The 12,552-nt window shown below is 72.5% G+C and carries 14 protein-coding genes and 1 tRNA gene; 7 read left to right on the forward strand and 8 right to left on the reverse strand.

Annotated features, from left to right (window positions below):
* The 3 genes from PV419_RS14740 to PV419_RS14750 are packed head-to-tail and all read right to left on the reverse strand — an operon-like array spanning window position 1 to window position 2,661.
* Window positions 1-759 carry a TrmH family RNA methyltransferase gene (locus tag PV419_RS14740; RefSeq protein ID WP_319688710.1) on the reverse strand — a complete coding sequence of 253 codons (759 nt, stop codon included), beginning with the start codon at window positions 757-759 and terminating at the stop codon, window positions 1-3.
* Window positions 760-769: 10 nt separating this feature from the next.
* Complete coding sequence (locus PV419_RS14745; protein ID WP_319688712.1) at window positions 770-2,047, reverse strand: HTTM domain-containing protein; 1,278 nt, start codon at window positions 2,045-2,047, stop codon at window positions 770-772.
* Complete coding sequence (locus PV419_RS14750; protein WP_319688714.1) at window positions 2,044-2,661, reverse strand: DUF5819 family protein; 618 nt, start codon at window positions 2,659-2,661, stop codon at window positions 2,044-2,046. Before PV419_RS14750 ends, PV419_RS14745 begins: the two co-directional genes overlap by 4 nt.
* Window positions 2,662-2,993: 332 nt before the next feature.
* On the opposite strand from PV419_RS14750, the gene paaA reads away from it, so the two are divergent.
* The 6 genes from paaA (at window position 2,994) to PV419_RS14780 (ending at window position 7,849) form a co-directional block, all read left to right on the forward strand.
* Entirely contained in the window at window positions 2,994-3,944 is a 951-nt protein-coding gene (gene paaA / locus PV419_RS14755; RefSeq protein WP_319688716.1) for a 1,2-phenylacetyl-CoA epoxidase subunit PaaA, read from the forward strand.
* Entirely contained in the window at window positions 3,941-4,240 is a 300-nt protein-coding gene (gene paaB / locus PV419_RS14760; protein ID WP_319688718.1) for a 1,2-phenylacetyl-CoA epoxidase subunit PaaB, read from the forward strand. Before paaA ends, paaB begins: the two co-directional genes overlap by 4 nt.
* Window positions 4,237-4,938 (forward strand): 1,2-phenylacetyl-CoA epoxidase subunit PaaC, encoded by a 702-nt coding sequence (paaC, locus tag PV419_RS14765; protein ID WP_319688720.1) that lies wholly within the window; start codon window positions 4,237-4,239, stop codon window positions 4,936-4,938. Before paaB ends, paaC begins: the two co-directional genes overlap by 4 nt.
* On the forward strand, window positions 4,932-5,435 hold the full coding sequence (gene paaD / locus PV419_RS14770) for a 1,2-phenylacetyl-CoA epoxidase subunit PaaD (RefSeq protein WP_319688722.1): 504 nt from the start codon (window positions 4,932-4,934) through the stop codon (window positions 5,433-5,435). Before paaC ends, paaD begins: the two co-directional genes overlap by 7 nt.
* Complete coding sequence (locus PV419_RS14775) at window positions 5,435-6,544, forward strand: 2Fe-2S iron-sulfur cluster-binding protein (RefSeq protein ID WP_319688724.1); 1,110 nt, start codon at window positions 5,435-5,437, stop codon at window positions 6,542-6,544. The genes paaD and PV419_RS14775 overlap by 1 nt, the downstream gene beginning before the upstream one ends.
* 135 nt (window positions 6,545-6,679) lie before the next feature.
* Complete coding sequence (locus PV419_RS14780; RefSeq protein ID WP_319688726.1) at window positions 6,680-7,849, forward strand: acyl-CoA dehydrogenase family protein; 1,170 nt, start codon at window positions 6,680-6,682, stop codon at window positions 7,847-7,849.
* 7 nt (window positions 7,850-7,856) lie between these two features.
* Here PV419_RS14780 and PV419_RS14785 read toward each other — a convergent pair whose 3' ends face one another.
* The 4 genes from PV419_RS14785 to PV419_RS14800 all read right to left on the reverse strand — a co-directional run bounded on the left by PV419_RS14785 (window position 7,857) and on the right by PV419_RS14800 (window position 11,274).
* Window positions 7,857-8,210, reverse strand: a complete 354-nt coding sequence (locus tag PV419_RS14785) for a rhodanese-like domain-containing protein (protein WP_319688727.1) — start codon at window positions 8,208-8,210, stop codon at window positions 7,857-7,859.
* Window positions 8,211-8,252: 42 nt separating this feature from the next.
* The gene (locus PV419_RS14790; RefSeq protein WP_415925311.1) at window positions 8,253-9,083 is read right to left on the reverse strand and encodes a hypothetical protein; all 831 of its coding nucleotides are present in this window, start codon (window positions 9,081-9,083) and stop codon (window positions 8,253-8,255) included.
* 170 nt (window positions 9,084-9,253) lie between these two features.
* Window positions 9,254-10,693, reverse strand: a complete 1,440-nt coding sequence (locus tag PV419_RS14795) for a DUF2252 domain-containing protein (RefSeq protein ID WP_319688730.1) — start codon at window positions 10,691-10,693, stop codon at window positions 9,254-9,256.
* Window positions 10,694-10,908: 215 nt separating this feature from the next.
* The gene (locus PV419_RS14800; RefSeq protein WP_319688731.1) at window positions 10,909-11,274 is read right to left on the reverse strand and encodes a helix-turn-helix domain-containing protein; all 366 of its coding nucleotides are present in this window, start codon (window positions 11,272-11,274) and stop codon (window positions 10,909-10,911) included.
* 146 nt (window positions 11,275-11,420) lie between these two features.
* On the opposite strand from PV419_RS14800, the gene PV419_RS14805 reads away from it, so the two are divergent.
* Entirely contained in the window at window positions 11,421-12,062 is a 642-nt protein-coding gene (locus PV419_RS14805; RefSeq protein WP_319688733.1) for an FMN-dependent NADH-azoreductase, read from the forward strand.
* A gap of 223 nt (window positions 12,063-12,285) precedes the next feature.
* On the opposite strand, the gene PV419_RS14810 is transcribed toward PV419_RS14805, so the two are convergent.
* Window positions 12,286-12,372, reverse strand: a tRNA-Leu gene (locus PV419_RS14810).
* Window positions 12,373-12,552: the final 180 nt, after the last annotated feature.

Genomic DNA, 12,552 nt, shown 5'->3' on the forward strand with positions numbered 1-12,552 from the left:
CTACAGCTGGGCCGGCCCTCCCCAGTGGAACAGCGCCATGGCCACGCTGGTGGCCAGGTTGTAGCTGGACACCTGAGGCCGCATGGGGAGGGCCACCAGCCTGGTGGCCCGCTTGCGCACCTCCGGCGAGATCCCGTGCCGCTCGGACCCGAACGCGAGCAGCGCGTCATCGGGGATGGCCACGGACCGGATGTCCTCCCCCTCCGGGTCCAGGGCGTACAGCGGCCCCGGCGGAAGGTCATCGCTCGCCAGCCGCTCCACGGCGGTGGCGAAGTGCAGCCCAGCACCCGACCGGACGGCGTTCGGATGCCAGGGGTCGATATCGCCCGTGGTCACCACCCCCGCGACCCCGAACCCGGCGGCGAGCCGCACCACGGCCCCCACGTTCCCCAGGTTGCGCGGGTTGTCCAGCACCACGACCGGCGCCGATCTGGACGGCCCCGCCAGCTCGTCCAGATTCCCCCGCCGATCGCGCCTGACCGCCAGCGCGGCGACCCCCGTCGGATGGACCCTCGGCACAAGGTCGCGCAGCGTCTTCGCCGACACCTCGACGAGACGCTCCTCGACCACCTCGGTCAGGTCCTCGGCCAGGTCGTCCGCGAGAGCGAGCGCGGCGGCCTTGTCACTCGTGACCGCGATCCGCACCTCGGCGCCGAACCGGAGCGCGTGCTTCAGCGCATGGAAGCCATCCAGCAGCACGGTCCCGCCAGCGGCCTCGCGCCACCGCCGCACGGCCGTCACGGCCTCGTCGTCACCCATGTCCAACAGCCTACGGTCGGCCCGCGACGGTCTCCCCCGCCCGGCGGACGCGGTTACGCGTCCGGTCCGCCCGCCTCCCGACCCAGCGCAGGAAGTTCGTCGGGAGGAAGATCGAGTCCGCCGCGATCATGGCCAGGGAGAAGAAGGGCAGCCCCAGCAGGACCGCGATCCCGAGGTGCTCCAGCACCAGCACGACGAGCATCACATTCTTGACCCGCCGGTTCAGCAACGTGAAGGGGAAGGCGACCTGCACGATGACGGTGCCGTAGGTGAGCACCATGACCAGGAGGCCGCTGCCGGCGAGCACATCGGCCAGCGCGGGCCAGGGCGAGAAGTAGTCCAGGTGCAGCGGGTAGTAGAGCGCGGTGCCGTCCTGCCAGCGCGAACCCTGGACCTTGTACCAGCCGGCTGAGGCATACAGCAGACAGACCTCGCCCATGATCACCACCACCGCGCCGTTGTGCGCGAGGTTGGCGAGGATGCCCAGGAGGGTGCGCGGCTCACCCGGGGCATGGCGCCGGACGAGCCACCAGACGCCGTGGACCGCCCACACCCCCCACAGCGCCGTGGCCCAGCCGACCCCGGGAAGCGGGCCGTAGGCCGTCCAGTCGAGGCGGGCCTCGGTGAACAGCTGCGCCCAGAGCAGGGCCGACCCGGTCAGCGCCCACAGCACGATCCCGGTAGCGTCCCGCGGCACCGGTGCGCCGGGCCCGCGCCGCGCCGCGCGGCGGGCGTCCAGGGACCACACCTGCCCGCACCGGGTCAGCGTCAGATACATCGCCATCAGGTGGATGACGTTGTCGCCGCCGTCCCCCACGAAGACGCTGCGGTTCTGCAGGGAGATCACCCCGAGCATGAACAGCACGGACATCGTGCGGGTGCGCCAGCCGAGCAGGAGCAGCGCGCTGGAGACGATGGCGAGGCCGTAGACGGTCTCGAACCACAGGCCGCTGTTTGACCACATGAGCGCGCTGAAGGCGCCGTTGCCGTCGATGAGCTGGTGTGCCATCTCCCAGCTCCATGGCCCCTCGGGCCCGTACAGCTCCTGGCGGTGGGGCCATTCGCGCAGCAGGAACAGCAGCCAGGTGAAGGAGAAGCCGATGCGCACGACGGCGGTCTGGTACGGGCCGAGCGCCGATCCGGTGACGCGGGCGTGGGCGCGGATGACGGCGGCCTCGAGGCGGGCGGCGGCCTTGGCGCGGGGCGGCGCCGGGGGCAGGAAAGGGCGGGGAGGGTGCGGGGGCAGCGGCGGCTGCGGCGGCTGCGGCGGGAGGGCGGGGGTCGTCACCGGCGCTTCGCCTCCGGCAGGTCGTCGGCGGTGACCGTCCACCAGGGCAGCTCCCGGCGGATGGGCCGGGTGTCGATCTTCTCCTCGCTCCACGGCGGCGCGGCCAGCTGCCGGGTGAGCGAGCGCAGCTGGATCCGCTGCACGGTGCCGCCGTCCTGCTTCAGGCCCAGGCGGAGGATCGCGAGCCGCCGCAGATACTGCGCCGAGAGCTGTCCCCGCAGCCCGTTCGGCCGCTCCTGGGCGTCATGCGAGAGAAGGTAGAAGTCCCAGGCGCGGCGCAGCTGGTTCTGCTGGGTGTGGCTGGGCAGCGGGTTGTGCCTGATGGCCGCGCCGTCCTGGGCCGACAGGTCGCGCCACTTGGTGGTCGCGGTGCCGCCCTCGGGGGTGCGGATCTCGGCGCGCACCTGCACGGCGATGTTCTGCTGCAGGGGGTTCGGGGCGAAGAGCTTCCAGTTCCGTTCGAATTCTGGATATATGTAGTCGTCTATCGCCTGGCCGTGCTGCTTGCTGACAGTGTTGGGCGGCGAGACGTTCAGGAAGGCCATCCCGAGGTGGACGGCCACGGCGGCCACGGTCACCGCGAGGCCCACCGCCACGACGAGCTGCGAGGGCAACGACGGCGGCCTCCCCACTCCCGCCTCCCCCTCCCCTTCCTCGCCTTCCGCCCCTTTCTCCATGGCTCGCCCCGTAATGGCTCGCCCCGTATCCGCCATTCCCGCCCCGATCCCGTGGTCCCGGCCGCGCACCATGCCGCCGCGTTCTCCGCGCCTTCCGCGCTTCCCTCGGCCCTTACGCCCCGGAACGGTACCGATGAGCGCGTGCGGGGCACAGGCCCCGTAGTTATCCACAGGCTTGACACCCTACGTTCCCCCGGCACACCATTGGACCGAACGATCGGTCGGTCGGGCCGGGCGGCAGCCCCGGCGAGACGGCGAAGGGGCTTCGCATGACGACGATGGCGGCTGACGCGCGGGCGTATCAGACGGTGTTCGACGCCGCTCTGGCCGCTGACGAGCGCATCGAGCCCCGCGACTGGATGCCCGACGAATACCGCGCCTCGCTGGTGAGACAGATAGCCCAGCACGCGCACTCCGAGATCATCGGCATGCAGCCGGAAGCCAACTGGATCAGCCGGGCGCCCTCGCTGCGCCGCAAGGCCATCCTCATGGCCAAGGTCCAGGACGAGGCGGGACACGGCCTGTATCTCTACAGCGCCGCCGAGACCCTGGGCACCAGCCGCGACGAGTTGCTCGACAAGCTCCACTCCGGCCGCCAGAAGTACTCCTCGATCTTCAACTACCCCACGCTCACCTGGGCCGATGTGGGCGCCATCGGCTGGCTGGTGGACGGCGCGGCGATCACCAACCAGGTGCCGCTGTGCCGCTGCTCCTACGGGCCGTACGCCCGGGCGATGGTCCGGATCTGCAAGGAGGAGTCCTTCCACCAGCGCCAGGGATACGAGCTGCTGCTGAGCCTGAGCCGGGGCACGAAGGCCCAGCGCGCGATGGCTCAGGACGCCGTGGACCGCTGGTGGTGGCCCTCGCTGATGATGTTCGGCCCGCCGGACGAGGCATCGGCCCACTCCGCCCAGTCCATGGCCTGGAAGATCAAGCGCCATTCGAACGACGAGCTCCGCCAGCGCTTCGTCGATATCTGCGTCCCGCAGGCCGAGGCGCTCGGCCTGACCCTCCCCGACCCCGACCTGAGGTGGAACGAGGACCGGGGCCACCACGACTTCGGGCCGATCGACTGGGAGGAGTTCCGCGAAGTGCTCCGGGGAAACGGGCCGTGCAACACCCAGCGCATGTCCCAGCGGCGCAAGGCCCATGAGGAAGGCGCCTGGGTGCGCGAGGCGGCCGCGGCGTATGCGGCCAAGCGCGGAAAGGCCGGAGCATGAGCGGCGGCGGCACCAGCGGTGAGTGGCCCCTGTGGGAAGTGTTCGTGCGCGGCAGGCGCGGCCTGTCCCACACCCACGCCGGCAGCCTGCACGCGCCGGACGCCGAGATGGCCCTGCGCAGCGCCCGCGATCTGTACACCCGCCGCTCCGAGGGCGTCTCCATCTGGGTCGTGCCGTCCGACCGGATCACCGCCTCCTCGCCGGACGAGAAGGACCCGTTCTTCGAACCGGCCGCCGACAAGCCCTACCGCCATCCGACCTTTTACGAGATCCCCGAGGGGGTGCGCCACCTGTGACCGCCGCACTCGCCCTCGGCGACGACGCCCTGGTGCTCTCCCACCGGCTGGGGGAGTGGGCGGGACACGCCCCGGTCCTGGAGGAGGAGGTCGCCCTCGCCAACATCGCCCTGGACCTGCTCGGGCAGGCGCGGGTGCTGCTCTCCCTGGTGGGCGACGAGGACGAGCTGGCCTATCTGCGGGAGGAGCGCGCCTTCCGCAATGTCCAGCTCGTCGAGCAGCCCAACGGCGACTTCGCGCACACCATCGCCCGCCAGCTGTACTTCTCCACCTATCAAGAGCTGTTGTACGACCGGCTGGCGCGCGGCGAGAGCCCCTTCGCCCCGCTGGCCGCCAAGGCGGTCAAGGAGGTCGCCTACCATCGCGACCACGCCGAGCACTGGACCCTGCGGCTGGGCGACGGCACCGCCGAGAGCCATCAGCGGATGCGGCGCGGCCTGGAGGCGCTGTGGCGGTTCACCGGCGAGCTGTTCGAGCCGGTCGAGGGGTGCGAGGTCGACTGGACCGCCCTGCACGACGAATGGCTGGCGCGGGTGACGTCCGTCCTGGACCGGGCCACCCTGGCCGTGCCCGAGGGGCCGCGGCGCGGCACCTGGTCGGCCGGCGCCGGCCGGCAGGGCGTCCACACCGAGCCGTTCGGCCGGATGCTGGCCGAGATGCAGCATCTGCACCGCAGCCACCCGGGGGCGTCATGGTGACGCCCGCACCCGCGACCCCGCTCGAGACCCGGCTGCGCGAGCTGGCGGGTGCCGTGCCGGACCCCGAGCTGCCCATGGTGACCCTGGCCGAGCTCGGCGTACTGCGCGCGCTGCGCGTCATGGCGCCGGGCCGGGTCGAGGTCGAGCTGACCCCCACCTACACCGGCTGTCCCGCGCTGGAGTCGATGGCCGCGGACGTCGAGCGGGTGCTGCACGACCACGGCGTACCCGAGGTGACGGTCCACACCGTCCTCTCCCCGCCCTGGTCGACGGACGAGATCAGCGCGGAGGGCCGCCGCAAGCTGGCCGAGTCCGGCATCGCGCCGCCGGGTGCCCGCGCCGCGGGCGGACCGGTCGCCGTCGACCTGGCGGTGCGCTGCCCGCACTGCGGATCGACCGACACCAAGCTGCTCAGCCGCTTCTCCTCCACCGCCTGCAAGGCGCTGCGCCGCTGCGAGACCTGCCGCGAACCCTTCGACCACTTCAAGGAGTTGTGATGGCCGCCGAAGGCGTGGCGGCGCCCGTGCCCCGCCACGGCGCCTTCCATCCGCTGCGGGTGATCGCGGTCGACCGGCTCACCGACGACTCGGTGGCCGTCACCCTGCGGGTCCCGCCCGCGCTGCGCGAGACCTTCCGCTTCTCTCCGGGGCAGCACATCGCGGTGCGGCGGTTCGCCGAGGGCACCCAGATACGGCGGACATACTCGATCTGCACACCGGCCCTGGCGTCCGAGGGGCCCTCGGCCCTGCGGGTCGGGGTGCGGCTGGTCGAGGGCGGCGAGTTCTCGACCTATGCCCTGAAGGAGCTGGCGGTCGGCGAGGTCATGGAGGTGATGGCCCCGGCCGGCCGGTTCGTACTGGACCCCAGGCCCGGCCACTTCGCCGCCGTGGTCGGCGGCAGCGGCATCACCCCCGTCCTGTCCATCGCCGCGACGCTGCTCGCCCGCGAGCCCGAGGCCCGCTTCTGCCTGGTCCGCGCTGACCGCACCACCGCCTCCACGATGTTCCTGGAGGAGGCCGCCGATCTGAAGGACCGCTGGCCAGGCCGGTTCCAGCTGGTGAGCGTCCTCTCCCGGGAGGAGCGACAGGCCGGGCCGGTCTCCGGGCGGCTCGACGAGGAGCGGCTGACCGGGCTGCTGCCGGCGCTGCTGCCGGTGGAGTCGGTGGACGGCTGGTTCCTGTGCGGGCCGTACGGCATGGTGCGCGGCGCCGAGCGGGCGCTGCGCGCCCTCGGGGTCGCCCGCCCCCGCATCCACCAGGAGATCTTCCATGTGGACGCCGGGGACAGCGAGGGCATCCCCGTGGGGCCGGGACCGTCCGCCGCCCCGTCCCGCGGCATGGTGACGGCGACGCTGGACGGCCGGTCGGGCACCTGGCCGGTGCGGGAGGGCGAATCGCTGCTGGACGCCGTGGAGCGCAACCGCCCGGACGCGCCATACGCCTGCAAGGGCGGGGTCTGCGGGACCTGCCGGGCGTTCCTGGTCTCGGGCGAGGTGCGGATGGACCGGAACTTCGCGCTGGAGCCGGACGAGGTGGCGGCCGGTTATGTGCTGGCCTGTCAGTCGCACCCCGTCGGCGAGCGCGTGGAGCTGGACTTCGACCGCTGACCCCTCAGAACTGCTGCCCCGCCGGACCGCCGAAGGCGCGGCCCGCAAGGGCGGGCGCGCAGGCGTTCCCTTCTTGTAGAACCTGTTCTATCTTGACGGCCCGTCAGACCAAGCCACGGCGCGGGAGGACGGACAGTGGACTTCACCTTCACCGAGGAGCAGCAGGCGGCCGCCGAGGCGGCGAAGGCGGTCTTCTCCTCCGCCCCGCCGGACGGGGTGCCCAGCCCCGCGCTCACGCCCGGCGCCGTCGCCGACGACCTCGACCGCCGGCTGTGGGGCAAGGCCGCCGACGCCGATCTGCTCGGACTCCTCCTGGACCCGCGGTACGGCGGGGCCGGTCTCGACCCCATCGCCCTGTGCCTGGTGCTGCGCGAGGCCGGCCGGGTCCTGGCCCGCGTGCCGCTGCTGGAGTCCACCGCGGCCGCGCTCGCCGTCCAGCGATACGGCGGGGAGGAGCTGCGCTCCGCCGTACTGCCCGGGGCCGGCCGGGGCGAGCTGGTGCTGACCGTCGCGCCCCACGGCCGCACCGGCCACGACCCGGCCGAACTCGCCGTCCAGGCCCGCCAGGACGGGGGCGCCGACGGCGACGGCGGCGCCTGGGTCCTCGACGGCACTCAGACCGCCGTGCCCTGGGCGCACAGCGCCGACCGCGTCCTGGTCCCCGCCCACACCGGAGCGGGCAAGGCGGTTCTCGCGCTCGTCCCCCGCGACCTCGCCGGCGTCACCCTCACACCGCAGATCTCCACCAGCGGCGAGCGGCTCGCCGAAATCCGCCTGGACGCCGTACGGCTGGACGGCTTTGAGATGCTGACGGCGGACGGCGCCTGGGAGTGGCTGCGCCACCTCCTCACTACCGGCACCTGCGCGCTCGCGCTGGGCCTCGGCGAAGCGGTGCTCGCCCTGACCAGCTCCTACACCAGCAAGCGCGAGCAGTTCGGCTTCCCACTCGCCACCTTCCAAGCGGTCGCCGTCCAAGCCGCCGACCGCTATATCGATCTGCGCGCGATGGAGGCCACGCTCTGGCAGGCCGCCTGGCGGCTGGCCGCGGACCACGAGGACGCACCGGCCGCGCCCGGGGCGCTGCCCGTCGCGGGGGATGTCGCCGTCGCCAAGATCTGGGCCGCGGAGGGGGTGCGCCGCGTCGTCCAGACCGCACAGCATCTGCACGGCGGCTTCGGTGCGGCGACCGACTATCCGCTGCACCGCTACCACGCCTGGGCCAAACAGCTGGAGCTGTCCCTCGGCCCCGCCGCCGCGCACGAGGAGGCACTGGGCGACCTCCTCGCCGCCCATCCGCTCGGCTAGAGCCTGCTCAGAGCACGAAGGCCCCGTCGGCCGCGGCGGCCTGCCCGCTCACCAGCGGGCGGCCCGCCGCCTGCCAGGCGAGCATGCCGCCGTCCACATTCACCGCGTCCAGACCCTGGGCGACCAGATACTGCGTCACCTGCGCCGACCGCCCGCCGACCCGGCACACCACATGCACCCGTGCGCCGTCGCCCAGCGCCTCGGTCAGCTCGCCGTACCGGGCCACGATCTGCCCCATGGGGATATGCAGGGCGCCCTCGGCGTGCCCCGCGGCCCACTCGTCGTCCTCCCGCACATCCAGCAGGAACCCATCGGCCGGCACCGCCGCGGCCTCCACCTCGGGAAGCGGGGCAAAACCCATCACACACACCTCTCACACGACATGACAGCTGAGGGAAACCTACTACCGCACCAGCTCCGCCAGCTGATTCTCCTTCTCGGCGACCTTGGCCAGCAGCTGCTCGGCGATCTCGTCGAGCAGCCCGTCGGGGTCCTCCGGCGCCATCTTGATCATCGCGCCGATCGCTCCGGACTCCAGCTCGGCGGCGACCTCGGCCAGCATCTCCTTCCGCGCGGCCAGCCACTCCAGCCGGGCGTACAGCTCCTCGCTGCGGCTCCACCGGCGCTCGGGTGGCGGCGGACCGGCCGCCCACTCCTCGGCCAGCGCCCGCAGCCGCTCCTCGTCCCCGGACGCGTACGCCGCGTTGACCCGCACGATGAACTCCCCCCGCCGCTCCCGCTCGGCCTCCTCCTCCGCCAGGTCCGGATGCGCCTTGCGGGCGAGCTCCCGGTAGATACGGCGCGCCTCCTCGCTCGGCCGCACCCGCGGCGGCGGCTGCACCGGCTGCTCGGTGAGCATCGCGGCCCCCTCGGGCGACAGCCCGTCGGAGTCGAGCCAGCCGTGGAACAGCTCCTCCACCCCCGGCATCGGCAGCACCAGCCCCCGCGCCTCCCGAGCCTTGCGGATGTCCTCGGGGTCTCCGGTACGCGCCGCCACCGCCTCGGCGATCAGCGCGTCCAGCTCGTCGAGGCGCGAGTACATCGGCCCGAGCCGCTGGTGGTGCAGCCGGGAGAAGTTCTCCACCTCGATGCGGAAGGTCTCCACCGCGATCTCGAACTCGATCAGCGCCTGCTCCGCCGCCCGCACGGCCCGGTCAAGCCGCGCGGTGGCCTCCGCCTCCCTGTCCGCCTCCGCATGCGCGGCCTCCTCGGCCGTGCCCGCGTCCGACGGCACACCCGCCGCCTCCGACGACTCCTCTGATCGAGCTTCGGGCCGGGTGTGTGATCGCTCCTGCGATTCAGCCTGGGGCTCTGCTTCCGGCACCGGCGGCCGGGCCTGCTGCTGCGCTTCCGGGTTCGTCACCCGCTCAGCCTACGTCCGGCGGCGGCCCGGCCGGGGAGGTGTCACACCCCCAACTCGGCCGCTATCCGCCCGCCCCGCACGGCGGCGAGAAGCCGGGCATGGTCCTCCTCCGTGCGGTCCGCGTACGCCATCGCGAACTCGGCGACCGCCTCGTCCAGCTCCTCCCCCTTTCCGCAGTACCCGGACAGCAGCCGCGGGTCCACGCTGTGCGCATGCGCCCGCGCCAGCAGCGCGCCCGTCATCCGCCCGTAGTCGTCCATCTGATCGGCCGCCAGCGCCACGGGGTCCACACTGCCCTTGCGGTTGCGGAACTGCCGCACCTGATAGGGGCGCCCCTGGACCGTGGCCCAGCCCAGCAAAATGTCGCTGACCACCTGCATCCGCTTCTGGCCGAGCACCACCCGCCGTCCCTCGTGCTCGACGGCGGGCACCTCGAAGCCGGCCTGCCGCACATACGGCAGCAGCGCGGACGGCCGCGCCTCCTTGATCTGCAGTACCAACGGCTCACCCCGGTGGTCGAGCAGCAGCACCACATACGACCGCGTCCCCACGCTTCCGGTGCCCACCACCCGGAACGCCACGTCGTGCACCGCGTAACGGGCCAGCAGCGGCAGCCGGTCCTCCGGCAGCGTGGCCAGATACTCGCCCAGCGCCGATGCCACGGCCGCCGCCTCGGCGTCCGGCACCCGCCGCAGCACCGGCGGCGCGTCCACGAAGCGCCGCGCCACCGGTCGCCCGGACGGATTCCGCTCGTCCGGCACGGCCTCCGTCGACCTGGCCGCGAACCGCGCGCTCGTGTTCCGCCGCGCCTTCTCCGAGACCCGCCGCAGCGTGCCGGCCAGGTCCTTGGCGTCCGCGTGCGAGACCAGCTCCTCGTCCGCGATCGCGTTCCACGCGTCGGCGGCGGGCAGTTTCGACAGCAGCCGCAGCGTGCGCCGGTAGGAGCCCACCGTGTCATGGGCCGCCGACCGGCAGGTGTCCTCGTCCGCGCCCGCCTCCCGCCCGGCCAGCACCAGCGAGGCGGCGAGCCGCTTCACGTCCCACTCCCACGGGCCGTGGATGGTCTCGTCGAAGTCATTGAGATCGATGACCAGGCCGCCGCGGGCGTCCCCGTACAGACCGAAGTTGGCGCCGTGCGCGTCCCCGCAGATCTGCGCGCCGACGCCGGTCACCGGCGTGGCCGCCAGATCGTGGGCCATCAGCCCGGCCACCCCGCGCAGGAAGGAAAAGGGGGAGGCGGCCATCCGCCCGACCCGGATCGGCGTGAGCTCCGGCAACCGCCCGGCGTTGGACCGCTCGACCGCCTCCACGGCGTCCGGCCGCCCCGCGCCCCGCGGCAGCTCGCGGTGGGCCGAGCGGGGCACCCGCTCCCGCAGCGCCTTCCCCTCCGGCCGGGCCGCGCCGCTCCCCGGCCACCGGGCGAACCCCGGGACATGGGGCAGCCGCCGCACCGTCTCCTCACCGCTCCCGCCGTCCGTCATCAAGCGCCCCCCGTTCATCACACGCCCCGTTTCCCCGCCGGCACAGGCACCGGCCATGTCGCGGATATCGCAGACGTCGAAGACAACCGAACCCGAACGAAGGCCGCCGAAGACTTCGACTGCCATGACCGTACAGCCCGCCGCGAAAACCCGTCACGGCCTGTGGATAACCTCGCCGACCGACGCGAATGCCCTGCTCAGAAGGCGAGGGCTGGCTATGGGCACTTCCCGTCCTCGGGCATGTACCGCCCCGCCCACCGAGCCAGTTCCTCCAGGGCGGGCTCCAGCGCCCTGCCGCTCTCGGTCAGCCGGTAGGTGACCCGCAGCGGCGGCCCCGGATCGACCTCCCGCAGCGCCAGCCCCGCCGCCACCAACTCCGTGAGCCGGTCGGTCAGCATGCGCTCGCTGATCTTCGGAATGGCCCGCCGCAGCTCGGCGAAGTACGCGGGCCGCTCCATCAGGACGGTCACGATGAGCCCGGTCCACCGCTTGCCGAGCAGTTCGAAGACGCGAGTCATCCCCCCGTCGACCTTCATGCACGTCTTCTCGTCGTGCTCCGCGCGCCCGCCGCCTCCCGCCATGAAGCACAGCGTACTGCCACCTCAACCCGTACTGCGGAAAAGTAAGCTCCTATGCTATTCATGGCTACGTAGAAATTCTTCGGGCTTACCGTCCGGGCCGGCCACCAAGCCACCCCGGCACCGAGCCCCGTTATCGGAAGGTCCCCATGCCCACGCTTCTGCACATCGACAGCTCCCTCTTCCCTACCGACACCTCCGCCTCACGCGCCGTCACCGCCACCTTCCGCAAGGAGTGGGAGGCCCAGAACCCCGGCGGCACGGTCATCTACCGCGACCTGGCCGCCGAACCCCTGCCACACCTGGACGGCCTCGCCGCCGCCGCGGGCTTCACACCCGCCGACCAGCGCACGCCGGAGCTCGAGGCTGCCTTCGCCCTGCGGGACACCCTGGCCTCCGAGCTGGAGCGGGCCGACGCGGTCGTACTCGGCGCCCCCATGTACAACTTCACGATCCCCTCCTCTCTCAAGGCCTGGCTGGACCACGTGATCATCGCGGGCCGCACCTCGATGGCCCAGCCGTCCACCACGGCGGGCACCCCGACGGTCGTCGTCGCCAGCCGCGGCGGCGGCTACGGCCCCGGCACCCCGCGCGAGAGCTTCGAGTTCGTCCTCAACTACCTGGGCAAGACGCTGACCGAGGCGCTCTCCCTCGATGTCGAGTTCATCGTCCCGGAGCTGACCCTGGCCCGTACCAACCCGGCCATGGCCGATCTGGTCGAACTTTCCGACGCCTCCAAGGCCAAGGCCCACGAGGAAGCGGCCGCCAAGGCCAAGGCCCTCGCCGCCTGACCCCTACCTGTACCTGACCACCACTGTCGCGACATCCGCCCAGCGGATCCCGAGGGCCTCCCCCGCACCCTGGCGCCGCCCCGCACAGCGAGGACCGCGTCGGCGCGCAACGGGGGAGGCCCCGCCCACGCGTCGAAGCCCACGCATCCGAAACCGCGCGCCCAAAACGCGAAGCGGGCCCCTCCGGCGCGACTTTCGTCACACAAGAGAGGCCCGCTCCGACTGGTGCGCGAGGGGGGAGTTGAACCCCCACGCCCTTTCGGGCACTGGAACCTGAATCCAGCGCGTCTGCCTATTCCGCCACCCGCGCATGGGTGCTGTCGACCGAACCACCGCCGACTTCCGAACCGATCACTCCGGTTTGGTCGCTGTCCGCGGTGTGCCTTCCGACATCCAGAACATTAGCACGCCGTCCAGGGTGGATTCACACACGTTCCCGACGCCCCCGCACCCGCCCGACCGGATAGCGACCCGGTTGCGGGACACTGTC

The organism is Streptomyces sp. ME19-01-6 (assembly GCF_033793745.1).
Taxonomy (GTDB): domain Bacteria; phylum Actinomycetota; class Actinomycetes; order Streptomycetales; family Streptomycetaceae; genus Streptomyces.